28 protein-coding genes are annotated in these 25,455 nt (G+C 66.9%); 14 read left to right on the top strand and 14 right to left on the bottom strand.

What is annotated here, in order from left to right:
* Positions 1 to 8: 8 nt before the first annotated feature.
* Together moeZ and AC4JJG_RS05005 are read right to left on the bottom strand one after the other, a co-directional pair.
* The gene (moeZ, locus tag AC4JJG_RS05010) at positions 9 to 1,184 is read right to left on the bottom strand and encodes an adenylyltransferase/sulfurtransferase MoeZ (protein ID WP_495399836.1); all 1,176 of its coding nucleotides are present in this window, start codon (positions 1,182 to 1,184) and stop codon (positions 9 to 11) included.
* A 102-nt stretch (positions 1,185 to 1,286) separates the two neighbouring features.
* On the bottom strand, positions 1,287 to 2,321 hold the full coding sequence (locus AC4JJG_RS05005; protein ID WP_495400483.1) for a DUF3152 domain-containing protein: 1,035 nt from the start codon (positions 2,319 to 2,321) through the stop codon (positions 1,287 to 1,289).
* A gap of 227 nt (positions 2,322 to 2,548) precedes the next feature.
* Between AC4JJG_RS05005 and fasR the strand changes: the two genes are divergently transcribed.
* Complete coding sequence (gene fasR, locus AC4JJG_RS05000; RefSeq protein ID WP_495399835.1) at positions 2,549 to 3,223, top strand: HTH-type transcriptional activator FasR; 675 nt, start codon at positions 2,549 to 2,551, stop codon at positions 3,221 to 3,223.
* Positions 3,224 to 3,259: 36 nt separating this feature from the next.
* On the opposite strand, the gene AC4JJG_RS04995 is transcribed toward fasR, so the two are convergent.
* Together AC4JJG_RS04995 and AC4JJG_RS04990 are read right to left on the bottom strand one after the other, a co-directional pair.
* The gene (locus tag AC4JJG_RS04995) at positions 3,260 to 3,493 is read right to left on the bottom strand and encodes a DUF3107 domain-containing protein (RefSeq protein ID WP_495399834.1); all 234 of its coding nucleotides are present in this window, start codon (positions 3,491 to 3,493) and stop codon (positions 3,260 to 3,262) included.
* 134 nt (positions 3,494 to 3,627) lie between these two features.
* Positions 3,628 to 4,347, bottom strand: coding sequence for a ferritin-like fold-containing protein (locus tag AC4JJG_RS04990; RefSeq protein ID WP_495399832.1), 720 nt, complete (start codon positions 4,345 to 4,347; stop codon positions 3,628 to 3,630).
* 321 nt (positions 4,348 to 4,668) lie between these two features.
* Here AC4JJG_RS04990 and AC4JJG_RS04985 point away from each other — a divergent pair, with 321 nt between their 5' ends.
* Positions 4,669 to 6,249, top strand: coding sequence for a DEAD/DEAH box helicase (locus AC4JJG_RS04985; RefSeq protein WP_495399830.1), 1,581 nt, complete (start codon positions 4,669 to 4,671; stop codon positions 6,247 to 6,249).
* A 44-nt stretch (positions 6,250 to 6,293) separates the two neighbouring features.
* Positions 6,294 to 7,577, top strand: a complete 1,284-nt coding sequence (locus AC4JJG_RS04980; protein WP_495399828.1) for an Rv3212 family protein — start codon at positions 6,294 to 6,296, stop codon at positions 7,575 to 7,577.
* A 95-nt stretch (positions 7,578 to 7,672) separates the two neighbouring features.
* On the opposite strand, the gene AC4JJG_RS04975 is transcribed toward AC4JJG_RS04980, so the two are convergent.
* The gene (locus AC4JJG_RS04975; protein WP_495399826.1) at positions 7,673 to 8,464 is read right to left on the bottom strand and encodes a ParA family protein; all 792 of its coding nucleotides are present in this window, start codon (positions 8,462 to 8,464) and stop codon (positions 7,673 to 7,675) included.
* Positions 8,465 to 8,532: 68 nt separating this feature from the next.
* On the bottom strand, positions 8,533 to 8,949 hold the full coding sequence (locus AC4JJG_RS04970) for a hypothetical protein (RefSeq protein WP_495399824.1): 417 nt from the start codon (positions 8,947 to 8,949) through the stop codon (positions 8,533 to 8,535).
* A 115-nt stretch (positions 8,950 to 9,064) separates the two neighbouring features.
* Here AC4JJG_RS04970 and AC4JJG_RS04965 point away from each other — a divergent pair, with 115 nt between their 5' ends.
* Positions 9,065 to 10,003 carry a diacylglycerol/lipid kinase family protein gene (locus tag AC4JJG_RS04965; RefSeq protein ID WP_495400482.1) on the top strand — a complete coding sequence of 313 codons (939 nt, stop codon included), beginning with the start codon at positions 9,065 to 9,067 and terminating at the stop codon, positions 10,001 to 10,003.
* A 386-nt stretch (positions 10,004 to 10,389) separates the two neighbouring features.
* The gene (locus AC4JJG_RS04960; RefSeq protein ID WP_495399823.1) at positions 10,390 to 10,644 is read left to right on the top strand and encodes a WhiB family transcriptional regulator; all 255 of its coding nucleotides are present in this window, start codon (positions 10,390 to 10,392) and stop codon (positions 10,642 to 10,644) included.
* 161 nt (positions 10,645 to 10,805) lie between these two features.
* On the opposite strand, the gene AC4JJG_RS04955 is transcribed toward AC4JJG_RS04960, so the two are convergent.
* The 5 genes from AC4JJG_RS04955 to AC4JJG_RS04935 all read right to left on the bottom strand — a co-directional run bounded on the left by AC4JJG_RS04955 (position 10,806) and on the right by AC4JJG_RS04935 (position 14,097).
* Positions 10,806 to 12,314: a sensor histidine kinase gene (locus AC4JJG_RS04955; protein ID WP_495399822.1), complete on the bottom strand. Its 1,509-nt coding sequence runs from the start codon at positions 12,312 to 12,314 to the stop codon at positions 10,806 to 10,808.
* Between the two features lie 50 nt (positions 12,315 to 12,364).
* On the bottom strand, positions 12,365 to 12,580 hold the full coding sequence (locus AC4JJG_RS04950; protein WP_495399821.1) for a biotin/lipoyl-binding carrier protein: 216 nt from the start codon (positions 12,578 to 12,580) through the stop codon (positions 12,365 to 12,367).
* A 156-nt stretch (positions 12,581 to 12,736) separates the two neighbouring features.
* Positions 12,737 to 12,811: a 50S ribosomal protein bL37 gene (locus AC4JJG_RS04945; protein WP_369758845.1), complete on the bottom strand. Its 75-nt coding sequence runs from the start codon at positions 12,809 to 12,811 to the stop codon at positions 12,737 to 12,739.
* A gap of 87 nt (positions 12,812 to 12,898) precedes the next feature.
* Entirely contained in the window at positions 12,899 to 13,165 is a 267-nt protein-coding gene (gene rsrA, locus AC4JJG_RS04940; protein ID WP_495400481.1) for a mycothiol system anti-sigma-R factor, read from the bottom strand.
* Positions 13,166 to 13,236: 71 nt separating this feature from the next.
* Positions 13,237 to 14,097, bottom strand: a complete 861-nt coding sequence (locus AC4JJG_RS04935; RefSeq protein ID WP_495399820.1) for a sigma-70 family RNA polymerase sigma factor — start codon at positions 14,095 to 14,097, stop codon at positions 13,237 to 13,239.
* A gap of 198 nt (positions 14,098 to 14,295) precedes the next feature.
* Between AC4JJG_RS04935 and AC4JJG_RS04930 the strand changes: the two genes are divergently transcribed.
* Positions 14,296 to 14,793 carry an aminoacyl-tRNA deacylase gene (locus AC4JJG_RS04930; protein WP_495399818.1) on the top strand — a complete coding sequence of 166 codons (498 nt, stop codon included), beginning with the start codon at positions 14,296 to 14,298 and terminating at the stop codon, positions 14,791 to 14,793.
* A 232-nt stretch (positions 14,794 to 15,025) separates the two neighbouring features.
* A complete protein-coding gene (locus AC4JJG_RS04925) occupies positions 15,026 to 15,835 on the top strand; it encodes an SOS response-associated peptidase (RefSeq protein WP_495399816.1) in 810 nt (269 codons plus the stop codon).
* 10 nt (positions 15,836 to 15,845) lie between these two features.
* Here AC4JJG_RS04925 and AC4JJG_RS04920 read toward each other — a convergent pair whose 3' ends face one another.
* Entirely contained in the window at positions 15,846 to 17,378 is a 1,533-nt protein-coding gene (locus tag AC4JJG_RS04920; protein WP_495399814.1) for a flavin-containing monooxygenase, read from the bottom strand.
* A gap of 91 nt (positions 17,379 to 17,469) precedes the next feature.
* Here AC4JJG_RS04920 and AC4JJG_RS04915 point away from each other — a divergent pair, with 91 nt between their 5' ends.
* Complete coding sequence (locus AC4JJG_RS04915; RefSeq protein ID WP_495399812.1) at positions 17,470 to 17,904, top strand: hypothetical protein; 435 nt, start codon at positions 17,470 to 17,472, stop codon at positions 17,902 to 17,904.
* 26 nt (positions 17,905 to 17,930) lie between these two features.
* Here the strand turns inward: AC4JJG_RS04915 and AC4JJG_RS04910 are convergent, their stop codons facing one another.
* Both AC4JJG_RS04910 and AC4JJG_RS04905 read right to left on the bottom strand, forming a co-directional pair.
* Positions 17,931 to 19,301, bottom strand: a complete 1,371-nt coding sequence (locus AC4JJG_RS04910) for an FAD-binding oxidoreductase (protein ID WP_495399811.1) — start codon at positions 19,299 to 19,301, stop codon at positions 17,931 to 17,933.
* A 19-nt stretch (positions 19,302 to 19,320) separates the two neighbouring features.
* A complete protein-coding gene (locus AC4JJG_RS04905; protein WP_495399809.1) occupies positions 19,321 to 19,968 on the bottom strand; it encodes an SDR family oxidoreductase in 648 nt (215 codons plus the stop codon).
* 130 nt (positions 19,969 to 20,098) lie between these two features.
* Here AC4JJG_RS04905 and AC4JJG_RS04900 point away from each other — a divergent pair, with 130 nt between their 5' ends.
* The 6 genes from AC4JJG_RS04900 (at position 20,099) to AC4JJG_RS04875 (ending at position 25,452) form a co-directional block, all read left to right on the top strand.
* On the top strand, positions 20,099 to 20,542 hold the full coding sequence (locus tag AC4JJG_RS04900) for a MarR family winged helix-turn-helix transcriptional regulator (protein ID WP_495399808.1): 444 nt from the start codon (positions 20,099 to 20,101) through the stop codon (positions 20,540 to 20,542).
* 82 nt (positions 20,543 to 20,624) lie between these two features.
* Positions 20,625 to 22,445, top strand: coding sequence for an MFS transporter (locus tag AC4JJG_RS04895; protein ID WP_495399807.1), 1,821 nt, complete (start codon positions 20,625 to 20,627; stop codon positions 22,443 to 22,445).
* Positions 22,446 to 22,647: 202 nt separating this feature from the next.
* Positions 22,648 to 23,874: an alkane 1-monooxygenase gene (locus tag AC4JJG_RS04890; protein WP_495399805.1), complete on the top strand. Its 1,227-nt coding sequence runs from the start codon at positions 22,648 to 22,650 to the stop codon at positions 23,872 to 23,874.
* Positions 23,871 to 24,053, top strand: coding sequence for a rubredoxin (locus tag AC4JJG_RS04885; protein ID WP_495399804.1), 183 nt, complete (start codon positions 23,871 to 23,873; stop codon positions 24,051 to 24,053). The genes AC4JJG_RS04890 and AC4JJG_RS04885 overlap by 4 nt, the downstream gene beginning before the upstream one ends.
* Before the next feature lie 44 nt (positions 24,054 to 24,097).
* Complete coding sequence (locus tag AC4JJG_RS04880; RefSeq protein WP_495399803.1) at positions 24,098 to 24,277, top strand: rubredoxin; 180 nt, start codon at positions 24,098 to 24,100, stop codon at positions 24,275 to 24,277.
* Entirely contained in the window at positions 24,274 to 25,452 is a 1,179-nt protein-coding gene (locus AC4JJG_RS04875) for an NAD(P)/FAD-dependent oxidoreductase (protein WP_495399802.1), read from the top strand. Before AC4JJG_RS04880 ends, AC4JJG_RS04875 begins: the two co-directional genes overlap by 4 nt.
* The last annotated feature ends 3 nt before the right edge of the window (positions 25,453 to 25,455 follow it).

Here is a 25,455-nt window from a genome sequence, read left to right as displayed (position 1 = left end):
TCGTGGCGTCAGTACACCGGAAGCGACGTGTCGACCTGGTTGGCCCAGGCCGTGACACCACCCTGGAGGTGGGTCGCGTCGGCGAATCCGGCGCGCTTGAGTGCGGCGAGCACCTCCGCGGAACGGATCCCGGTCTTGCAGTACAGCACCGACGGCCTGTCCTGCGGCACCTTCGCAAGGCCGGCACCGGACAGGATCTCGTCCTTGGGGATCAGCGTCGCACCGTCGATGTGGACGATGTCCCACTCGACCGGCTCGCGGACGTCGATCAGCGCGATGTCGGCGCCACCGTCGATCTTGTCCTTCAACTCCTGCGCGGTCAGGGTCGAGTCGGCAGCCGCATCGGCCGCCTCGGCGGACACCACGCCGCAGAACTCCTCGTAGTCGATGAGTTCGGTGATCTTCGCGCCGTCGGGGTCCTTGCGGATCTTGATGGTGCGATAGGTCATGTCCAGGGCGTCGTAGACCATCAGCCGACCGAGCAGCGGCTCGCCGATGCCGCAGATCAGCTTGATGGCCTCGGTGCCCATGATCGACCCGATCGAGGCGCACAGGATGCCGAGCACACCGCCCTCCGCGCAGGACGGCACCATACCGGGTGGCGGCGCCTGCGGGTAGAGGTCGCGATAGTTGATGCCGCGACCGTCGGGGGCGTCTTCCCAGAACACCGACGCCTGACCCTCGAAGCGATAGATCGATCCCCACACGTACGGCTTGTGGGCGAGGACCGCCGCGTCGTTGACCAGGTAGCGCGTGGCGAAGTTGTCCGTGCCGTCGAGAATCAGGTCGTACTGCGAGAAGAGTTCGACGGCACCCTCGGGCTCCAGCCGCTGCTCGTGCAGATTCACCGTGACGTCCGGGTTGATCTCATGGATCGAATCGCGGGCGCTCTCCCCCTTCGGCCGTCCGACATCGGAGACGCCGTGGATGACCTGGCGTTGCAGATTTGATTCGTCGACGACGTCGAATTCGACGATCCCGATCGTCCCGACACCCGCCGCCGCGAGATACAGAAGCGTGGGCGATCCGAGTCCACCGGCACCGATGACCAGGACCTTCGCATTTTTCAGGCGTTTCTGCCCGTCCATCCCGACGTCCGGGATGATCAGATGGCGGCTGTAGCGGGCCACCTCTTCGTTGGACAGTTCGGCAGCGGGTTCGACGAGCGGTGGCAGCGACGACACGAAAAGCCTCCAGAGACGTGCGGGGCGTCCCGGGCGGAAGTGTCCGGGACGGACCTTTCCCTCAACGACGCCGTGCGCGCGAGCATTCCACCGTCGGATCGGTCAGGCGGGGCCGCCGGTGTCCTTCGTGGGGAACGGCCACGGATTGGGCTTGCACACGAGATTGCGGTTCGCCTTCATCTGCGGGTCGAGTGCCATGATCTCCCGGTTGGCGACACCGAAGGACTGCTGCATCATGACCGGCGCCAGAGCACCGTTCTCCTTGCAGGGTTCGTGGGCCTCGTAGCCGATGCCGTGCCCGGTTTCGTGGTTGATGAGGTACTGGCGGTAGAGCAGGTCGTCGCCCTGATAGGAGATGGCGCCGCGGACCCAGCGGGCCTCGTTCAGCGACACCCGCTTCTCCGGCGGGTAGAAGCACGACGTCTCGAGCTGGATCTGATAGCCGCAGAGTTCACGGGTCGTGGCGGGCGAGGCGAGGGTGATCCGCAGATCCGGGTCGCCCGACGCGACGCGGCGGAAGGACACCCGACCGTCGCCGATCCAGCTGCGATGGTTGGACAGGGTCGAGTCGACCATCTTCGCGAATGTCCGGTCGCCGCCGTAGTCCTGCGGGTTGATCCCGTTCTCCACCTCGACGGTGTACGTGTAGACCTGCGAGCCGGTACCGACCTGCTTTCCCGCTCCGGGAACCACGCGATAGGTCTTCTTGGCCTTCATGGTGAACGGCCCACCGGCAGGCAACGTACCGGCGGGCAGTGCGGCGGCCTGAATGGCGCCCGAGGGTGCGCCGATCGGCCGGGTTTCCTTGTTGACGTCCGTATTACGGGACGCCACATCGGGATTCGCATCGCTGTCGGGGGCGGACGTGGAATCCGAACCGCCACGTACCGTCATCACGATCAGGACGATGGTGAGAATCGCGAGCACCGGAATCGCATAGGCGCGCCAGCCGTAGGTGGTGACGAACCGGCCGAGGGCACTCTGTTTCCTGCGTTCGGGCTGCGCGTCGCGGTCGACACGCGCACGCCCGTTGTCGTGGGTCGGATCCCATCGGGCACGCAGTGGCTGGTCGGGACGCGGGCGAGGCCGCGGCGTGTCGGCTCGAGCGGACTGGCTCTTCGACGTGCTCGCCCGCACCGACTCCGAGCGCGCCTCATCGTGCGGGCGACCACCGGAACCGAGGTCTCCCCGGGGCTGTCGCGGACGAGCATCCTTGGCTCGTACACGCGCGCGCGAGTTCGGCGCGTCTCCTGGGTGACTCACAGTTCAACTTTCTCACAGGTCGGCGCGAATCCTGGGAACCGAGGCCGCGCAACGCGCTGTGCGGATACGGAACGGAGGCGCCCCGCGAGTACGCTCAACGCATGTCGACCGCCACCAACTCCGCGCACACCACGGCACGTACGGGTACCCGACTGCCGCGTAGCGCCCGCCGCATGCAGCTGCTCGACGCGGCCAGTGAGATCTTCGTGGAGCGTGGCTACCACTCGGCGGGTATGGACGAGATCGCCGTGCATGCCGGGGTCAGCAAGCCGGTCCTGTATCAGCACTTTCCGTCCAAGCTCGACCTGTACCTCGCGGTGGTCGACTCGCACGCGGAGAAGCTGGTCAGCGATGTGAACACGGCTCTGCTCACCACCACCGACAACCGGCAGCGGGTGCGGGCCGCGGTACAGGCCTTCTTCGATTTCATCGACCAGGACAACTCGGGTTACCGGCTGATCTTCTCGTCGGATGTCATGGATCCGACGGTCATCCGCCGTGTCGAAGGGGCGACCGAAGCGTGCGTCGACGCCGTCTACGGGCTCGTCATGCACGATTCGGGTCTCGATCCGTACCGTTCGCGGATGCTCGCAGCGGGGATGGTCGGGGCCAGTCAGGTCAATGCGCGGTACTGGCTCGAGGCCAAGCGCCCCGTCGACAAGCAGACGGCCGTCGACACCACGGTTGCCCTCCTGTGGGGCGGACTGTCGCATGTGCCGCTGCATGGGATCGACGCGTACCGGCAGGACGCCGCACCGGCCGACACCGAGGCCTGAGCCCGGGTCGCCGACGCGGCGCCGGTTGCCGTTTCTCTACGCGGCGCCGAAACCGACGCGGCGGTTCTCGGAGCTGCCCACCTCGACGTAGGCGATCTTGGTGACCGGCACCAGGAATCGTGCTCCCTTGTCGTCGGTGAGCGCGAGGAACTGATCCTGGCCGGACAGCGCCGACTCGACTGCCTTGTAGGCGTCGTCGCCGCTCAGTGCGGTCTGGATCGACAGCTCCCGCGGGCTGTCGTTGATGCCGATCTTGACTTCCACGGCCATGACTTCTCCGATCGTCGACGGTGCGCACACATGCGGCGGCGTGCCGCATCAGGCTAGTTCAGTGGTCAGGTTATCGCCGACGCGGGCGCGCCGTCATCGAGCTCCGCCCGGCACGGCCCGCCCCGGGCGCGGCGTCATCCGAGGCCGAGATCATTCATGCGCTTGGTGTGTTCGGCCGCGATGGCGTCGAAGAACGACGCGACCCCGTGCAGCGAGCCCGCGCCGGCGAACAACAGGTCCGTGACCTCCTCCTCGGCCGCGAGCACCCATTGCGCGTGTGTGATCGCCTCACCGAGAAGCCTGCGGCCCCACAGGGTCAGCGGCGCCTTGAGTCGCGGATCGGCGGCGACCGCGGCGGCCACCTGCTCACGCGCGAAGCGTGAGCTCGCGGTCTCCGACATCACCTCACGGACCACCGACTGCGCGTGGGCGGGCAGGACGTCGGACATCTCGCGATAGAAGTCGGCGGCCAATCCGTCACCGACGTAGGCCTTGACCAGGGCCTCGTACCAGGACTTCGGCGTGGTGACCTGGTGATACTTGTCGAACACCGACCGGTAGCGGTCCACCGATTCGGCCGGGTCGAGGCCACGTTCGGCGATCTGCGCGGCCAGGACGTCGAAGTGATTCATCTCCGACGCGGCCATCCGGGCGATCGCGATCCGGCTCGGCACGTCGGGCGCCATCCGCGACTCGTCGATCAACCGGTAGAAGGCGGCGTACTCGCCTGCGAGCAGGACGGCGAACAGCTTGCCGATCGCCACGTCGTCACTCGCGGATACCGCGTCGGCAGAGTCGGATCGGGGCGAGCCGGAGTCGGAGGAGATACCGGGAGGAGGGGTCGCAGACGACATGATGGAGATGGTAGGCGGGGCCCGGAATGTTCACCAAGTACACTCAGGAAAGGTGTACCGACGCGAACATGGAGTTTCGGTGGCGCAACGACCGGCCTGATCGCGAGATCGTGGACAACGGATCGTCGACGGCGACCTCATCCATGAGCGCGAGAACACCCGACAATGTGCGCGCACACGGCCCGTACGACGACAGCGACGATCACCCGAAGACGACGCTGTCCGGGCCGCCCGGTTTCCTCCTTGCGATTCGCTTTCGCGACCAAGAGACGTGGAGCCCTTCGTGCGTGCGAGAACGCCAGAAAGGCTCGACAACACGATATGAGTGACACCACCACGAGCGAAGACGTCCAGACGACCATCGTCGACGAGGCGCACACCGCTCCCACCTTCGCCGAACTCGGCGTCGACGAACGACTCGTCGAGGCACTCGCCGACGACGGCAAGACCCACACCTTCGCGATCCAGGAACTGACGCTGCCCCTCGCCATGTCCGGCGACGACCTCATCGGACAGGCCCGCACCGGCATGGGCAAGACCTACGGTTTCGGCATCCCGCTGATGCACCGGCTGCTGCACGCCGAGGACTACGGCGTCCGCGCGCTCGACAAGACGCCGCGCGCGCTGATCATCGTGCCGACGCGTGAGCTGTGCATCCAGGTCACCGGCGACCTCGAGGTCGCCGCGAAGAAGACCGATCTACGGATCACCTCGATCTACGGTGGCCGTCCGTACGAGTCGCAGATCGCCGAACTCCAGAAGGGCGTCGACGTGGTCGTCGGCACGCCCGGCCGCCTGCTCGACCTCGCTCAGCAGGGCCACCTGGTCCTCGGCAAGGTGGCCGTCCTCGTCCTCGACGAGGCCGACGAGATGCTGGACCTGGGCTTCCTGCCCGACATCGAGCGCATCATGTCGTCGTTGCCGACGCCGCGCCAGACGATGCTGTTCTCGGCGACCATGCCGGGACCGATCGTCACTCTCGCCCGCACCTTCCTGGAGCGCCCGACGCACATCCGCGCCGAGCACGCCAACGACTCCGCGGTGCACGAGCGCACCACGCAGTTCATCTACCGCGCCCATGCCCTCGACAAGGCCGAGCTGGTGGCACGTGTGCTGCAGGCCGAAGGTCGCGGCGCCACAATGATTTTCACGCGTACCAAGCGAACGGCACAGAAGGTCGCCGACGATCTCGCCGAGCGCGGCTTCTCGGTCGGCGCCGTGCACGGCGACCTCGGCCAGGTGGCCCGTGAGAAGGCGCTGAAGAAGTTCCGCACCGGCGACATCGACGTCCTGGTCGCCACCGACGTCGCGGCCCGTGGCATCGACATCGACGACGTCACCCACGTCATCAACTACCAGTGCCCCGAGGACGACAAGACCTACGTGCACCGGATCGGGCGCACCGGCCGGGCCGGTCGCACCGGTATCGCGATCACCCTGGTCGACTGGGACGAGCTGCATCGCTGGGAGCTGATCAATTCCGCTCTGGGCCTCGGCGTCCCGGAACCCGTCGAGACGTATTCGACGTCGGAGAGCCTGCAGACCGAACTCGGCGTCCCCGCGAGCGCAACGGGGCGCATCGGCGCATCGACACGCAAGGAGTCCGCCGAACGGACCGAGGAGCGTCGAGCGCGTGCGGACCGCCCCAAGTCGACACGCACCCGCCGACGGACCCGCGCCGGGAAATCCGCGGATGCCGGGCAGTCCGGTGCGGACTCCGCTACGGGCGACAAGGCGGAGAAGAAGTCCACGGAGAAGGCGTCCGGGGACCAGGCCGCCACGGACACCCACGACGGTGAGGGCGCGAGTAAGCCGCGTCGCCGGCGTCGTCGCCGAGGTGGCGCCAAGCGCACCGACGACGGCCCGAACGTACAGGTGAGCACCGCCGCCACCGGCGAATAGCACTCTCCCCGACCGGCGACGACAGAACAGGCGGAACATCGGACGTGGCACGCATCCGACCCGAGCGGCGCACCCCGCTCGATCTGGTGATCAGTGCCGCGATCCTGTTCGTCGTGATCGTCGTCGGCGTGGTGGTCTGGATCGTCAGTCCCGCCCGGAACAGCGAGAGCAATCCGGCGTCGGCCGCCGTGCCGTCGGTGCCGCCCGCCGGTGCCGTCCCGGCCGAACTCGTGCCGACATGGGAGGCACGCTCGTCCGGCACACTCACGCCCGCGGTGGCCAATTCCCTGATCGTCACGGCCGATGACGGCACGGTGGCCGGCGTCGACCCGGTGTCCGGGCGGCAGGTGTGGAGCTATCACCGCAACCTCGACGTGTGCGCCGTCATCGCGGCCTGGCCGTCGAGCACCAACGAGGTCCTGGCGTCCTATCGCAATTCGCGGGGCTGCGGTGAGATCACCGCCCTGGATGCCTCGTCGGGACGGCGCGCCACGTCCCGCAGCAGTGACGCCGACTCCCGGATCCGATTCGCCGCGGACACCGGATACGTTGTCGCACAGGGCGATACCCGCCTGGAGACGTGGGGGTCAAATCTGGTCCGGGGCATCGAATACGGACGGGTGGACGCCCCGGTGAAGAGCGATGCGCAACCCGGTCGCACCGGTTGCACACTGCTGTCGTCGGCGATCGGCGGTGATCGCATCGCGGTCATCGAGCGATGCGATCGGGACACCGGATACCGGCTCACCATCCTCGGTGCCGTGCAGAACAAGGACGAGAAGGTCCAGCAGTACGGTTCCACGCTGATCACCTCGGGCACCGACGGTCCCCCGCCGGTCCTGATCTCGATGAGCACCTCCGGAGTCGCCGTCTACGACGGCGGCGCCAATCCCCCCAACGGTTTCACCGGCAACCCGGCCGAACCCCGTGGCGCGAGCATCCGGCAGTTCAACACCGACGGTGTCGCCACCACCACCAACACCGTCGACGGAGACGCGGCACCGCCCGCCGACTCCGTCCCGATCACCACCGACGGGCTCACCAGCTTCTACACCGGACGCTCGACCGTCGTCCTCGACGCCCAGCAGGTCCGTCCGATCTATCAGGTGCCCGGCGCCATCGGCACCGGCGACCAGATGGCCGGCACCCTCCTGCTGCCCACCGCCAATGGCATCAGCGTGCGCGACGCCGCCAACGGCCGCGAACTCCGCGCCATTCCGGTGACCCGCGCGGACCGCGGCGACCACCCGGTGGCCCTACGCGTGCTCGGCAGCACCATCGTCGAGCAGTGGGGACCGACGATCCACGCCTACCGCGCGCCCTCCTGAGGTTTCCGCCGATCGGGCGGTCGCGCACACCGGTTTCCGTGCCGCTTATTGGATCCGATAAGCACGAAGGAAGCCCGAACGCGGCAGCCGCCGATTCAGGACTGCGAGAGCTCCCGGACCGGCTGGTCGGTCTCCCAGTGCTTGAAGAGGTTCTCCGCGAGCTCGCGATAAGCGTTGGCGCCCTTGTTCTTCCGGCCCCGCATCACCGACGATCCGCTGGCCGACGCCTCGGCGAAACGCACGGTCCGCGGGATCGGCGGATCGAGCACCGGTAGGTCGTAGCGATCGGATACGTCGGAGAGGACGTCGCGGCTGTGGGTGGTGCGCGCGTCGAAGAGCGTGGCGACGGCGCCGAGAACCTCGAGATCGCTGTTGGTGATCTGCTGGACCTCGGTGACGGTCCGCATCAGCTGGCCCACGCCACGATGCGCGAGTGTCTCGCACTGCAGCGGGACGACGACCTCGTCGGCCGCGGTCAGCCCGTTGAGTGTGAGAACGCCGAGCGACGGCGGGCAGTCGATCAGGATGACGTCGTAGTCCTCGGCCACCTCGGCCAGCGCGCGTTTGAGCGCGTACTCGCGGCCGGGACGCATCAGCAGGAGCGCTTCGGCACCCGCGAGGTCGATGGTGGCGGGCAGGAGCGTGACGTTGTCGTCGGTGTCGAGAAGGACGTCGGCGATCTCCTCCTCACCCAGCAGCACATCGTGCACCGACATCTCGAGCTGGTCGGGGTCGTGGCCGAGTGAAAACGTAAGACACCCTTGCGGATCGAGGTCGACCACGAGGACCGAGACATCGAGGTCGGCGAGCGCTGCACCGAGCGAGGCCACGGTCGTCGTCTTGGCGACGCCGCCCTTCTGGTTGGCGATGGCGAGCTTCCGCGTCATAGGTCTCACTGTACGGCGACCGGTCGCCCCGGGGTGGATTTACCCCACCGGCTTTTACCTGCGCGTCATCATTTCGTGTGAGGCTCGTCCGGACCGTATTCGCCGACCAGCCACCGCGTGGAGGCCGGACTGAAGATGAGGACGAGGACGCCGAGCGCGGCGATGGCCACCGGGATGCCGATCGCCGGCAGGCCACTGTCGGTGAGCAGGGCATAGGCCACCGGCAACAGCAGGATCTGCGCGACCACCGAGATGGCGCGTCCCCACCGGCGGCCGGTCAGGAGCGCCAGACCTCCGACGAGGACACCGCCACCGATGATCCCGAACCACGCGGCGGTGCCGTAGCCGCTGATCGCCGCCTCCCGGTGACCACCCGCCTCACGAATGACCAGGATCACCGCGACGACCAGCGCGATGGCGCCTTCCAGCGCGGTGACGGCACCGGCCAGTCGGATGGTTGTCGGCGGGCCACTCTGATCGCTCACAAGCCAAGCCTAGGGGAACCGCCGAACACCTCGAGGGGCCGGTCGTACCGCGCCACGACCAGGCGGGATGCGCATCACACGGCCGGAGGCAATACGCTGAGGACCCGTGCGCGTCATGCTCATCGTCAATCCATTCGCCACCGCCACCACTCCGGCGGGCCGCGATGCCCTTGCCCATACCCTCAGCGCGAGATTCTCCCTGGACGTCGAGAACACCACTCATCGCGGCCATGCGGGCGAATTGGCCCGGCGGGCGATGGCGGGCGGAGTCGACGTCATCCTGGTGCACGGCGGTGACGGCTCGGTGAACGAGGTCGTCAACGGCTTGCTGGGGGCTCCGGGCGCTCCGCGGGCCGGCTCGGACCGGCCACTGCCCGCCGTCGGTGTGATCCCCGGCGGCAGTGCCAACGTGTTCGCCCGCACGCTCGGCATCGAGGCCAATCCGCTCGAGGCGACGGCCCAGCTCATCGAATTGCTCGACGCGGGTCGGTGCCGCCGCATCGGATTGGGCCACACCCAGGATCGGTGGTTCCTTTTCAACACCGGCATGGGCATGGATGCCGTCGTCGTCCACGCCATGGAGGACAAGCGTCACGCGGGCAAGGCGGCCACGCCTGCCCGATACTTCTGGACCACGGTGTCGTCCTTCCTCCGTCACGCCGGAAACAGCGCCACCTTCACCGTCGAGGTCCCGGACCGCGAGCCTCTCGACGGGGTCCGATTCGGCTTCGTCAGCAACACGAGTCCGTGGACCTTCCTCGGTGACTACGAGATCCGCACCAACCCGACGACCGGATTCGGTTCGCGGCTCGGATTGTTCGCGGCCACATCCACATCGGTGGCCCGCAACCTGCCCCTCGCGACGCAGTTGCTCACCCACCGAGCACCGAAGGCCCGCCATCTCTACCGCGACGACGACGTCGCCTGGGTGCGCTTCCGCGCCGATGAGCCCATCGACGTCCAGATGGACGGCGACTACGTGGGCGCACACCGACTCATCGAGTTCGGGCATCGCGCCGATGCACTGACGGTCGTGGCCCCACCGGCGCCCTGACTGTGACGAGGATCAAACAATCACCACGGGTTCATCCCGCCGTATCCCGTGTTCCCGCTCACACATTTCGGCGTTCGCCCAGGATAGCCCGCCCGTAACCTGGACGATCCGAAAAATTCTTCGAGCGTTTGCAGACGAAGGCGGGTAGAGTACTACAACGGTGATGATCGTAGTGCAGCCACCCCCTCTCCCGGAGGTGGTCGCAGCGAGTGATATTGCACACGTGTCGCCGGAAGCCCATTGACTTCGCCTGGATTCGTGAAAGTATTCACAAGCAACAGCGCGGAAACATTCGGTGCATCCGTGTGAACTATCGGTTACAGCCACAACCAACCACTTTTGGGAGCTGTCTAGTGGTGCGCGCAGCGCACTTGAAGGAGTTAGGAATGGACTGGCGTCACAAAGCAATCTGTCGCGATGAGGATCCGGAACTGTTCTTCCCGGTGGGAACCAGTGGCCCGGCCATCGCGCAGATCGCCGATGCGAAGCTCGTCTGCGCCCGGTGCCCGGTCACAGCCGAATGCCTCTCGTGGGCACTGGAATCCGGTCAGGACGCAGGCGTCTGGGGCGGAATGAGCGAAGACGAGCGGCGTGCACTCAAGCGTCGTACCGCTCGTACGCGTTCGCGCAGCGCTGTCTGAACCACATCGACAGCCCGGCCGGCGAACCGCCGCCAACGAATACACATGAAATGAGACCCGGCAGCCCCGGGTCTCATTTCTTGTGATGTGATCGTTCCCACTGAGCCGCAATGATTCTCACCGGGCCGCAATGATTCTCACCGGGCGCGGCACGCCGAATGTCAGCGCAGAGGGACGACAACCCGGGCCTGCGTGCCACGACCGGACGGGTTGGGCCCCAACTCCAGGGTGCCGCCCAGCTCGATCGACACCATGGTCTGCACGATCTGCAGCCCCAGTCGGTCCACGGCCTTGACATCGAATCCATCCGGCAGACCTGAACCGTTGTCGCGCACCGTTATCCGGAGGGCACGCACGTCGCGGTCGGCCACGATGTCGATCGCGCTGTCCGGTCCGGCGTCCTCGAAACCGTGCTCGATGGCATTCTGGATCAATTCCGTGAGCACCATGACCAATGGCATGGCCAATTCCGCGGACAACACCCCGAGGCGCGCACGGCGCCGAATGGCGACGGTCGACGATTCCTTCGACGTCACATCCACCAGAATCGGCACCAGCCGGTCGACCACCTCGTCGAGGTCGACTTCCTCGTCGACGCTGCCGGACAGCATTTCGTGGACGAGCGCGATCGACGCGACCCGTCGCACCGCTTCGCTCAGAGCCAGCCGCGCCTCCGGATTTCCGGTACGCCGCGCCTGAAGCCGCAAGAGTGCGGACACCGACTGCAGATTGTTCTTCACCCGGTGATGAATCTCCCGGATCGTCGCATCTTTACTGATCAGTGCCAGATCACGACGTTTGACCTCGGTGACGTCGCGGATGAGCACCACCGCACCGGTACTCACGCCACGCGGCCGCAACGGCACCGCCCGGATCAGCACGGTCGCCCGGCGGGCGTCGGCCTCCATGCGCATCCCCAGATCGCGGTACGGCGCGGCGGGCGGATCGCCGGCACCGGCCGCGGCGTCGATCATCGTCGCGACGTCCGCGGCCTCGAACGGATCAGTGAGCAGCGACGACGCCACCTCGGACAGCCGGGCCTGCGTCAGGTCGGCGGTCCAGCCCATGCGATGGAACGCCGACAGGGCGTTGGGACTGGCGTAGACCACCATGCCGTGCTCGTCGACACGGACGAAACCGTCGCCGGCGCGGGGCGTCGACAATCCCTGCGGGTTGCCCTCGAGATGCGGAAAGGTCCCGTCCGCGACCATCTGGCACAGATCGTCGGCGGACGCCTGATAGGCCATCTCCAGCGGCGACGGAAGGCGCAGATGACTCAGATCGACCGCACGGGTCACCACCGCGATCGGCGCATCCGCACCGTCGAACCCGACCGGAACCGCCTCTCGACTGATCGTCGATGATCCCTGCCGTGTCGCGCTGTCGTCGCGCAGCACACGATCTGCGGAGAACGCACGGGCCACCTGGGCGTTCAGCGGCCCGTCGACGACGGTGCCGACCTCGTCGCTCGGAAAGACCGTCGCCGCGGTGTTCGCCCGGCATTGCGCGACCGTGACGATGTCGCCGTTCTCGGTGCGCACCGACAGCAGCAGGTCCCCGAAGGACAGGTCGGCGAGCAACTGCCATTCGGCGACGAGCCGTTGCAGATGCCCGGCCTCCTCGTCGGACAGGGTGGTGTGTTCGGCCAGCAGATCGGCGAGCGTGGACATGAGCGGCCCCGCTCAGCCGAGACGACCGTGCGGTCGAGACGGCATCGCCGCTATTGATAGACGGCGATGATGTCGCCGGCCTGGATGACGTCGCCGACCTTGACCTTCACATCGGCGAGCACGCCGGGTTCCTCTGCGAGAACAGGGATTTCCATCTTCATCGATTCCAGCAGCACCAGCGTGTCACCGACATCGACCTGTTGGCCCGCCGTCGCGCGCACCTCCAGGACACTCGCCACGATTTCTGCCACGACGTCTTCAGCCATGCACCCAAAATAGCCCACCGGCTCCGCCCTGCCGACGCGATAGCCCCTACCCGCGAGTAGCCCTCCGGAGGCGGATACGAAGAAGCCCGGGCCGGCAGCCGTAGTACGGCCGCACCTGCCCGGGCGTCGTCTGCTCGCGCTCGTTGAGCCGGTGGCTCAAGCGTTGGGACGCTTGCCGTGATTGGCAGCGTTCTTCTTGCGAGCGCGCTTCTTGCGACCGCGCTTACCCATGACGGATCTCCTTCAATACGATGTGCGTCGTCGATTCTCCCATGACGACCGCCCGGAACAGTAATCGTGGTCGCCGGGACCCGCCGATCAACGCTGCGTCGGACGCTGTTCGACGATGACGGTCGTCTGCCGGATCGCCACCCGCAGCCGCTCACGCAGGCCGTCGGGGGCGTGGTCGCCACCGCACTTACGGCTGATCAGCGCCTTGAGCTTGACCTCGATGCCATAGTGCGCGAAGCACGTCGCGCAGGTGTCGAGATGATGCTGCAGCCGCGCACGGACCTCGGAATCGCATTCGTTATCGAGCAGCAGCCAGACATCGGCGATCACGGCCGAGCAATCGAGCGACGTCATCTCCTGGGCCACCGGGTCGGTGGAGTCCCGGCTCACCGGCCGGTCGTTGCCGGGGCATGGTGTATCGATGCTCATCGGGCCACCTCGCTCGCGGAATCGGTCGACGAGGACCGCAGGAACCCGCGATCCCGTGCCACGTCGGACAGCAGATCGCGCAGCTGACGGCGACCTCGGTGCAGACGGGACATGACGGTGCCGATGGGGGTGTCCATGATCTCGGCGATCTCCTTGTACGGCAGCCCTTCCACGTCGGCGTAATACACCGCCATCCGGAAGTCCTCGGGCAATTCCTGCAGGGCAGCCTTGATCTCGTCATCCGGCAAGGCGTCGAGCGCCTCGATCTCCGCCGACCGAAGACCCGTGGAGCTGTGCTCGGCGGTGGCCGCGAGCTGCCAGTCGGTGATCTCGTCGGTCGGGTATTGCGCGGGCTGCCGCTGCTTCTTCCGGTACCCGTTGATGTAGGTGTTGGTGAGGATGCGGTAGAGCCAGGCCTTCAGATTGGTGCCCTCGCGGAACGACGCGAAGGCCGAGAACGCCTTGACGTAGGTCTCCTGCACCAGATCTTCCGCGTCGGCCGGGTTGCGGGTCATCCGCAACGCGGCGCCGTAGAGCTGATCCAGCAACGGAAGCGCGTCGCGTTCGAAACGCTCGCTCAGCTCCTCCGCGGATTCGGACGGATCGGCGCGACGCGGCGCCTGCGACCCCGCACCGGTTTCGGTCACGTCTTCATCGGCCTGATCGGCAGATTCGGCTTCGACCACTACGATCCCTTCGGCGACGGTCTGTCGTCCGGCCTGGGCCGGACGAGGATCGGAAGCTCCGACCACCCATAGCGGATCGAGCATGTGTCCGCCATCGTTCGAGCTTACCGATCTCGATACGGACGGGACCCCGACGGTCTTGTCGGGGGCGAGCAATCCGGCGGTACTCATCGTCGGCGTCGACCTCCTTCACCGGCGGATCCGATCCTGGACCTGCCGAGTACGGGCCCGACCCGGACCCGTGTCGTGTGGCTGTTCGGCCACCGATACCTCGGCGGCACATGCAGCAACAACATCAGTGGGCCGGCAAATGTTCCGCCTTCCGTACGATGGCGGTCCGGTCGGCATGAGGAAGGCGGCGACGAACACATGGCTGCAACACCCGCCGTCACGGCACTCGAATACGCTCGGATGGCACACACCGTGCACCGCTATCGCCACGATCCTCGGCAAACCTCGTTCGGGGAGGAGGCCGTCGCGGCGCTCGCCGACGAACTCGGCATCGAGCCCGCGCAGGTCCTGAAAACGCTGGTGATCGACCTCGGCGGCACTCTGGCCGTCGCGGTCCTGCCGGTTCCCCAGCGACTCTCTCTCAAGGCCGCGGCCGCCGCGTTCACCGCGGTGGGCAACGTATCGTCGAAAGCCCGGATGGCCGACGCGAAGGCTGTCACCCGCGCCACCGGCTACGTCCTCGGCGGTGTCTCTCCCATCGGCCAGCGCACCCCGCTGCCGACAGTCGTCGACAGTTCGGTAACCACCTGGTCGCGGGTGCTGTGCAGCGCGGGCCGTCGCGGCCTGGAGATCGAACTGTCCCCGACCGACCTGATCGGGGTCACCGGCGCCGTGGTGGCCGACATCGTGGCCTGACCGCGCCTCGCTGGTCGAACAGCGAGCGACCCACCCCGCCGATCGAACAGCGAGCGACCCACACCCCGCCGATCGAGTAGCGAGCGAGCCGCCAGGCGAGCTCGCGTATCGAGATCCGCACGTGACCGGGTCTCGATACGCGCTGGGCTCGCCGGCGCTCGCGCACCGCTACTCGCGACCAATGGGACGAGCTCGCAGACTGTTGTTCGGCGGGCCGTGGAAACATGGAGGCATGTGCGGACGCTTTGCGGTGACCACCGACCCGGCGAAACTGGCTGCGGAGATCGAGGCCGTCAACGAGGTGCCCGCCTCGCTCGACCGGACACCGCAGACGGGTGGCACGGCCACGGACGCCGGTTCGGGAGAAGCAGCAGCCGAGACCGATCGTGAGCCCCGCGAGCTCGGCCCGAACTACAACGTCGCTCCGACGACCACGATCATGTCCGTGGTCAAACGCCACTCCCCCGACGATCCGGACGACGATCCGCTGCTGCGCGTCCGCGCGATGCGGTGGGGTCTGGTTCCGCCGTGGACCAAGGAACTCGGCAAGGGGCCGCTGCTGTTCAACGCCCGCGCCGAGAGTGCCGCGGAGAAGAGCTCGTTCCGTGCGTCGGTGAAATCGCGGCGGTGCCTCATCCCGATGGACGGCTGGTACGAGTGGAAGAAGGGTCCGAAGGACGCGAAGGGCAAGCCCACCAAGGTCCCGTTCTACATGTCGCCGCAGGACGGCACGCGCCTGTTCATGGCGGGGCTGTGGTCGGTATGGCGGCCGAAGGACGAGCCGAAAAGCACTGCACCCCTGCTGAGTTGCACCATTCTGACGACCGATGCCGTCGGCCATCTGACCGAGGTGCACGACCGGATGCCGCTCATCATGCCGTACGGCAACTGGGATGCATGGCTCGATCCCGATGCCACCGCGCCGCCGGAACTGCTGGCGGCGCCGAGCGAGGAGATCGCCGCGGCGATCGACATCCGCGAGGTCGCTCCGCTGGTGAACCGGGTTGCCAACAACGGCCCCGAACTGCTGGCGCCGGTATGAGCGGGCCCGGCTACCGCTGCGAATACCGGTAGGAATCGAGCGGGAACGTCTCCATCTCCCGCAGGGTCCCGAGGGTCGAATTCGGCCGCAGCAGTGCGGCTTCGCCGTGCTGGTTGAAGTAGTAACTGCGCGCGGTCGAGCAGTTGCCGTTGTAGAACACCGATGACTGCAGGTGATCGGTCACCTGATCGAGGAATCGGGTGTTCGCCTCGTCGGTCACCTCGAAGACGTCCCGCTTGCGGCGCTTGAGTTCCCCGAACAGTCGCCGCATGTGCTTCATCTGTCCTTCGATGGTGGTGAAGTACGAAAGTCCGCTGTACGAGTAAGGACTGTTGAGCGACAGGAAGTTCGGGAAGCGCGGCACGGTGATGCCCTCGAAGGCCTGGAAGCGGTTCTCGCGCCACCACTTTCCGAGGTCGCGCCCCTCTTTGCCGATGACCTGCATCGCCGGGAAGTTCACGTCCCACAGGTTGAATCCGGTGGCCAGCACCAGGGTGTCGACGGGGACCTTGGTGCCGTCCTGCGTCACGATGCCGTCCGGTTCGATCCGTGCGATGGAGTCGGTCTGCAGCGTCACGTCGGGACGATTGAAGGTGCGGAAGTACGTGTTGGAGAACGTCGGCCGCTTGCATCCGAAGTCATAGGACGGGGTCAGCTTGCGGCGGGTCTCCTTGTCGCGCACCTGCATTCGCAGGTGCGCCTTGGCCAGCAGTGCGGCCCCGCGATTGCCGGGCTTGGCCTGCTTGAAATGCAGCACCCCGACGACCATCAGCAACTCCAGCAGCGAGGTGTTGACCATCCGGGCCGCACGTTGCGTCAGTGGCACCCGCGCGAACAGCTTCTGCACGGGGCGCGGGATCGGGAAGTCGACCTTCGGCACCACCCAGATCGGCGTCCGCTGGAAAACGGTCAGATGATCTGCCCGCTCGGCGATCTCGGGGATCAACTGCACCGCCGTGGCACCGGTGCCGATGATCGCGGCGCGCTCGCCGGTGAAGTCATGCGATTCGTCCCACGCCGTGGTGTGGATGATGGTGCCCGCGAAGGTGTCGATCCCGGGGAAGTCCGGGGTGTGCGGCTGCGACAGAAATCCGGTCGCGGTGACGAAGTACCGGCAGGTGCGTTCCGCACCGTCGGCGGTCCACACATGCCAGAGGCCGGCTGCATCGTCCCACTCGGCCCGTTCCACCACCGTGCCGAATTCCATGTGGCGGCGCAGGTCGTACTTGTCGGCGATGTGTTCGGCGTAGCGCTTGAGTTCGGCACCCGGCGCGAAGAGTCGCGACCAGTAGGGATTCGGCTCGAACGAATAGGAGTAGGTGACCGACGCGATGTCGACGGCCAGCCCCGGATAGTGATTGACGTGCCAGGTGCCGCCGAGGTCGTCCTCGCGCTCGAGGATCGCGATGTCGTCGACACCGAGTCGTGTGAATTCGATGCCCGCCCCCATGCCACCGAAGCCTGCTCCGACGATCACCACCTGGTGATCCGGCACCGGCCGGTCGCGATCCAGGTTGTCCTCGGCCAACGGCTCCACAGACATGATTCTCGTTCCCCCCGGTCGAGCCCGCACAAGTAACTGTTACTTGAGAAACAGTAACTCGATCCCGCATCCGGCGGAATAGGATGGAGGCATGAGCGAAGCCGCACTCGGCACCGACACGGTGGTCGTGGTGTTCATCTCCGGCCTGATCCTGCTGTGGGCACTGGCGCTCGGCGTGTGGAAGTACCACGGCATCCGCACGTCACCGGACCACCGCGCGCATGTCTATGTCGACATCGCTCACCGTGCGGCGCTCATGTACTCGTTCGCGACGCTGGTCGTCGCGGCGCTCGTGGAACTCAGCGACTGGCCCGCCGCGGTGAACCTCACGGCGGCCGGCGTGATGATCGTGTTCTTCGTGGGCGCCATCGCCGCGTACATGCTGCACGGCGCGCGCCGCGACACCGAGAACCAATACGCCGATCCCGCACCGGGACTCGGCGCCGTGACGATCGCCTTGATCATCGGCGAGATGGGCGGCTGCATCGTGTTGCTCGCCGGCGTCGCCGCGGGGCACTTCTTCTGACCGCGGCGCCCCTGTCCTGGCGCGGCTCAATTCTCGAACAGCACACCGGGATTCAGCATGCCCGCCGGATCGAACGCGCGCTTGATCACCCGCATCGTGTCGAGGTCGGCCGCACTCCGGCCCAGGTGCGTCCACCCGACCTTGGCTCGGCCGATCCCGTGTTCGGCACTGATGCTGCCGCGGTGGCCGGAGATCACGGCGAAGACCCGTTCGGTGACATCCCCGGCGTTCTCGACGGGCACATCGAGCAGATTGACGTGAATGTTTCCGTCACCGACGTGGCCGAAGAGGATCGGCCGGCACGGATGGTCGACGGTCTCCGGCAGTGCGCTCAGTTCGGCGAACACCGCGGGCAGCGCACCGAGCGGTACCGAGACGTCGAGTTTCACGACCGGCGTGACCGAGGATCGCGAGATCGCCTCCGTGTGTGCCTCCCGGATCGCCCACAGCCGCCGCGCCGGTCCCGGCTCGAGAACCGCGTCACGCACACCCGGGGTGGTGTCGAGCACCGCGAGCAGGTCGGCCTCCACATCGCCGGGTCCGGACGCCTCGATCAGGACGGCATACGGTGTCGCCCGGTCCAGCGGACGGCGAAGTCCGTGTGCCCGTACGAGTTCGATGCCGTCGTCGGTCATGATCTCGGCCGCCTCGACGGTCCGTTCACGCTCGCCGAGGCGGGCGATGAGTTCGGCCGCGGTGTCCACCCGGTCCACCCCGGCGACGGCGACAATCGTTCCGGCGGGGGGCGTGACGAGCCGGAACAGCACACCCGTCACCACCGCCAGGGTTCCCTCGCTTCCGGTCAACAGCCCCGGAAGGTCATATCCCACATTGTCTTTCATCAATGGCGACCACCGGCGCAGGACACTGCCGTCCGCCCGGACCGCCTCGATGCCCGCCACCTGCGCACGTGTATTGCCGTGCCGGATCATGCGGATACCGCCGGCGTTGGTCGCGACGATTCCGCCCGCGGTGGCGCTGTCGCGTGCGGCGAGGTCGACTCCGAACATCAGCCCGCGGCGGCGCGCAGCCGCCTCGATGGACGCGACCGTGGCACCGGCCTGCACTCCGACGCAGCGATTGCGTTCGTCGACATCGTCGATCCCGGTCATCCGGGCGGTGGACAGCAGAACGGCAGGACGCGTCGCGTCCCGTGCCACCGGCGGTACGGAACCGCCGACCAGGCCGGTGTTCCCGCCCTGGATCGAGAGTGCGGCCCCCGCGCCGGCACAGATGCGGACGATGTCCACGACCTCGTCCGTGGTCCGGGGACGCACCACCGCGTCGGCAGCACCCGTCCGGTCACCGGTCCAGTCCGTCAGGTAACCGGCCATCGCGTCGGGATCGGTGAGCACATGGGCGGGACCCACGACCTCGACCAGCGCACTGGTATCCACCGCGGTTACCGACCGTCCGTCAGCCGAGCGCCTCGGCGATCGGTGTGGAACCGTCGCTGAACTCGATGGTGCGCCGCGCGGTGGCGGGAGCGTTCAGCACGTCCGCGGCCACGAGCGCCACATTGTCCCGGCTCACCTCGGCACCCTCCCCGCGTTCGCCGCCGACGGTGATCCGTCCACTGCCCGGCTCGTCGGTGAGACGACTCGGCCCCAGGATCGTCCAGTCGAGTGCGGTGCCGCGCAGATACTCGTCGGCCTCGGCCTTCGCCTCTGCATACGGATAGAACGGATTGTCTTCGGCGACACCGTGTTCGGGCCCCGCACCGAAGTACGAGATCATGACGTAACGGTTGACGCCCGCAGCCGCCGCCGCATCCATCGACCGGATAGCCGCATCGCGGTCGACCGCGTACGTGCGTGCCGGGTCACCGCCGCCGGCACCGGCGGACCAAACGATCGCCTGATGATCGCCGAGCACCTTCGCCAAACCGTCCACATCGAGGAGTTCGATGTCGGCCACCACCGGACGCGCACCGGTCAGCGCGACCTCGGCGGTCTGCGTGTCGTCGCGAATGATCGAGGTCACCTGATCGCCGCGTTCGGCCAGAATCCGCGCCAGCCGCAACGCGATCTTGCCGTGTCCCCCGATGATTGCCACCCTGCTCATCTCGCACTCCTCTCACTTGCGCCCCGACTCCAACGACTCCCAGGCTACCGACCGTCACCCTCTTTACGATTCGCTTACTTAGCCCTAAGCAACTAATAATTGGCCTCGGATCGGACGAGAGGGTGAATCGATGACGAGTGCACCGAACGGCACGGACAGCGGCGCCGAAGTGGCCACGCTGTATCACCTGCTCACCCGCATCAACCGGGCATTACGCACCCGAGGCGGCCAATCCAGCCTGACCACCGGCGTCGCCGCGGCCCTGTGGACGGTCATCAACCACGGCCCCATCCGGCTCTCGGCGCTCGCCGAACTCGAATCGGTGACCGCGCCGACCATGTCGCGTGTCGTCGCCGCACTCGAGGAACAGGGCTACGTCGAACGGACGGCCGACCCCGAGGACGGCCGCGCCAAACTCCTCAGCGCGACACCCGAGGGCGTCGAACTCATCCGCAACGCGCGCACCCGGAAGGCCCGACTGCTCTCCGAGGTCATGGATGAACTCGCCCCCGACGACCGGGCCGCGGTGAGCCGAGGCCTGTCCATCCTCGCCGACGCCCTCGGGACGACCTGAATCCCGGGCCGGTCACCGGCCCATCGCGACCCCTCCCCCTTCGCGACACCATCGAGTGCCCATGGCACTCAAAGGAATTCACATGACCACCACACACGCCACACCATCTGCGGACACCGTGGCCGCCGACCACGGACCCCACTACAAGTGGATCGCCCTGTCGAACACCACGCTCGGCATGCTCATCGCCACGATCAACAGTTCCATCGTCCTGATCGCGTTGCCGGATATCTTCCGCGGCATCAACCTGAACCCGCTCGAATCGGGCAACACGAGCTATCTGCTCTGGCTGATGATGGGATTCCTCGTCGTCACTGCCGTACTCGTGGTGAGCTTCGGCCGCCTCGGCGACATGTTCGGCCGCGCCCGCATGTACAACATGGGTTTCGCGATCTTCACCATCTCGTCGATCTTCCTCGCCATCACCTGGTTCGACGGAGCACCCGCGGCGATCTGGCTCATTGCCTGGCGCATCGTCCAGGGTGTGGGCGGCGCCTTCCTGATGGCCAATTCCTCGGCCATCCTCACCGACGCCTTTCCCACCAATCAGCGCGGCCTCGCACTCGGCATCAACGGTGTCGCCGCCATCGCCGGTTCGTTCCTCGGACTACTCGTCGGCGGTGTGCTGGCACCCATCCACTGGCATCTGATCTTCCTGGTGTCCGTGCCCTTCGGGCTGATCGGAACCGTGTGGGCCTACCTGAAATTGAAGGACACGGGTGTGCGCCGCCGCGCCAGGATGGACTGGTGGGGCAATCTGACCTTCGCGGTCGGCCTGGTCGCGGTCCTCGTCGGCATCACCTACGGCATCCAGCCCTACGGTGATCACACGATGGGATGGACCAGCCCGATGGTGCTGGGCTGCCTCATCGGCGGCGGACTCCTCCTCGTGGTGTTCGTGATCATCGAGACCCGGGTCGAGAGCCCGCTCTTCGACCTGCACCTGTTCACCAACCGCTCGTTCACCTTCGGCAACATCGCGAACCTGATGGCGTCCATCGGTCGCGGCGGGCTGCAGTTCATCCTCATCATCTGGCTGCAGGGCATCTGGCTGCCGCAGCACGGCTACAACTTCGAGCAGACACCGCTGTGGTCGGCGATCTACATGGTTCCGATGACCGTCGGCTTCCTGCTCATCGCACCGGTGTCCGGCGCCCTGTCCGACCGCATGGGCACCAAGTGGTTCACCACCACCGGCTTGGCGATCACCGCGGGCACCTTCGCCGCCCTGATCGCGCTACCGGTCGACTTCAGCTATCCGGTGTTCGCGATCATCTTGCTGCTCAACGGGATCGGCATGGGTCTGTTCTCCTCCCCGAACCGCGCCGAGGTGATGAACAGCCTGCCCGCCGATCAGCGCGGATCGGGTTCGGGCATGATGACGACCTTCCAGAACGCGGCGATGGTGCTGTCCATCGGACTGTTCTTCAGCCTGATGATCGCGGGCCTGGCCGCACACCTGCCGTCGACGATGAGCGCGGGCCTGACGGCCAACGGCGTGCCGGTCGGCGAGGCGAATCAGATCGCCCAGTTGCCCGCGGTCGCCGTGCTGTTCGCCGCATTCCTCGGCTACAACCCGGTCAAGGAACTCCTCGGCCAGCACCTCGGCGACCTCCCCGCGGCCGATCAGCACACACTGACGGGACTGGATTTCTTCCCGCACCTGATCTCCGCACCGTTCGCCGACGGACTGTCCGCAGCCTTCACCTTCGCCATCGTGTGCTGCGTGATCGGCGCGATCGCCTCGCTGTTCACCGGCAAACGGGCGGTGACGCCGGAGCCGTTGACCCCCACCGCGTCGGCCGACGACACGGAGACGTCGGTCGGCGAGGAACTCGCGGGCGTGGCGGCCGCCGCATCCGGGGAATCGCCCACCGAACTCATCGACGAACCGCGCCGCTAGCGGCTCACACCTGCCACCGGGGCCCGGACGATGCGATCGTCCGGGCCCCGTTCTTGTCCTTGAGCAACTATCGACAAATCGGACGATTTGCCGGGTTGCTTTACAAGTCATCTCCGTTGTCTAGACAACGTTCATCTCAACGGCTATTGTCAACTTCCGAGAGTGACGGCAACCACACCGTCGACGAACGGAGGAACAGCCCATGTCCCACGAGACCCTGTCCGAACACGGCGGAGCGACCGCCGAATGGCGCGACAAGAAGCGTCACCTGTGGCTTCTCGGCCTCATCCCGCCGACCGCGGTCTTTCTCGCCACCGGCTTCGTCGCGGCGTTCAACGCGATCGGCTGGGACCTGGTGTCGCCGGTGTGGTGGTGGATCGGCCCGCTGCTCGTCTACGTCCTACTGCCGGTCCTCGACGTGTTCTTCGGCCCGGACGGGGAGAATCCGCCGGACGAACTGATGGAGGAACTGGAGAACGACAAGTACTACCGCTACTGCACTTACGTCTACATCCCGTTCCAGATCGCCAGCCTGATCTTCGCCTGCTATCTCTGGACGGCAACGGATCTCAGCTGGCTCGGCATCGACGGCGGCCTCGGCCTGATCTCGAAGATCGGGCTCGCCTTCTCCATCGGCGCGATGGGCGGCATCGGTATCAACACCGCACACGAACTCGGTCACAAGAAGGATTCGCTGGAGCGCTGGCTCTCGAAAATCACTCTGGCGCAGACCTTTTACGGCCACTTCTACATCGAACACAACCGCGGGCATCACGTGCGGGTGGCCACCCCGGAGGATCCGGCCAGCTCACGGTTCGGCGAGAACTTCTGGACCTTCCTGCCACGCAGCGTCTTCGGCAGCCTGCGTTCGGCGTGGGAACTCGAGGCCAAGCGCATGCAGCGTCTCGAACGACCGGTGTGGCACATCAGCAACGACGTCGTGAACGCCTGGCTCATGTCGATCGTCCTGTGGGGTGCGCTGGCCGCGATCTTCGGCTGGCAGGTCCTGCCCTTCCTCGTGCTACAGGCGATCTACGGGTTCTCCCTGCTCGAAACCGTCAATTATCTCGAGCATTACGGCCTGCGCCGGCAGACCACCGCGTCGGGACGCTATGAGCGTTGCACCCCGCGCCACAGCTGGAATTCCGACCACATCTGCACGAACATCTTCCTGTATCACCTACAGCGGCACAGCGATCATCACGCCAACCCCACCCGCCGCTACCAGACCCTGCGTTCCTTCGACGACGCACCAAATCTGCCCAGCGGGTACGCCAGCATGATCACCCTCGCCTACTTCCCGCCGATCTGGCGACGCGTCATGGATCACCGCGTGCTCGATCACTACGACGGCGACATCACCCAGGCGAATCTGCATCCGCGCAAGGCCGACCGGATCATCGCGAAGTACGGGACGGTGGCCCGATGAGCGCTCACGAGAGCTACCGCTGCCCGGTGTGTGACTACGTCTACACCGAGGAGGCCGGCGCGCCCCGCGAGGGCTTCCCCGCCGGCACCGCATGGTCATCGATCCCCGACGACTGGCCGTGCCCGGACTGCGGGGTGCGGGAGAAGGTCGACTTCGAACCCGTCGCCGCGTCCACCTGACCGACACGACATCCCCTGATAACGAACGAAAAGAGGAGCATCCCATGAAGTTTCGACTCTTCCGCTGCGTCCAGTGCGGCTACGAGTACGACGAGGCCGTCGGCTGGCCGGATGACAACATCGCCCCCGGCACCCGCTGGGAGGACATCCCGGACGACTGGTCGTGCCCCGATTGCGGTGCCGCCAAAGCCGATTTCGAGATGGTCGAGGTGGCCCGGCCATGACCGGAGTGGTCGTCGTCGGCACCGGCACCGCCGGCATGTCGGCCGCCGAAGCCCTGCGCGCCAGGGGATTCGACGGACCGATCACCGTGCTTGGTGCCGAGCCCGACGCGCCCTACCGCCGGACCGCACTATCCAAGGACATCCTCGCCGCCGACTTGTCGCCGGAACGGATCACGCTGCGTCCCGCCGCCTTCTGGGACGACCGGGCCATTGAGATCCGCACCGGCGTACGGGTCGAGTCGATCGACACGGCCCGGCGACGGGTCCGATGCGCGGATGGCTCCGAATTCGCCTACGAAGCACTGATTCTCGCGACCGGTGGCCTGCCCGTCCGGCCCACGATCCTGTCGGCGGACGTCCCCACACTGCGCAGCCGTGCCGATGCCGAGCGCATCCGGTCGCTGATGGACGAATCGGAGGCACTGACGATCGTCGGCGGCGGCCTCATCGGCTTGGAACTCGCGGCGTCGGCCGCCTCCCAGGGCCGGCGTGTGACGATCTGCGAGGCGACCGACCGGCTCATGAAGCGTGCGGCACCTCCGCAGGTGTCGGCATTTCTGGCAGAACTCCACCGGGAACGCGGCGTCGACGTGCGGACCGGGTCGTCGGTGACGCTCGCCGAGGCGGACGGAGCCGCCCTCGCCGACGGCACTCGCCTGGCCGGCCCGGTGATCGGGGCCATGGGTATTCGCGCCGACACCGCTCTCGCGGACGCGACGGGAGCGCAGGTGTGCGCGGAGGGCATCGTCGTCGACGATCACCTGCGGACGTCGGTCCCCGCGGTGTACGCGGCGGGTGACGTGGCAGCGGTCCCGCACGCGATCACCGGAGCACCGGCCCGCGCCGAACAGTGGATGTCGGCCACCGAGCAGGGCAAGGCGGTCGGGCAGATCGTCGCCGCCGACCTGAGTGGCGCGCCCGCCGACGCACACGTCGAGGTTCCGTTCGGCTGGACCACCCAGTACGGCATCGCCATCCATTTCGCCGGATGGCCCGGCGATCCGGACGCCACCGAGGTCGCCGTCGACGGTTCCATCGCCGACGGCGATGCGACTCTGCGGGTCTGGCACGGGCCCGTATTGGTCGGTGGCGCGGCCATCGGCAGGCCGTCCGCGGGTCGCGAACTGCGCGCCGAGATCCGTGCGGGCATCGCCGATGTCGCGCCCGTGGCCTGAATC

The organism is Gordonia sp. B8661-1, assembly GCF_059427765.1.
The sequence above is the reverse complement of the archived record's forward strand: the minus strand, read 5'-3'. Positions and strand labels throughout refer to the sequence as shown.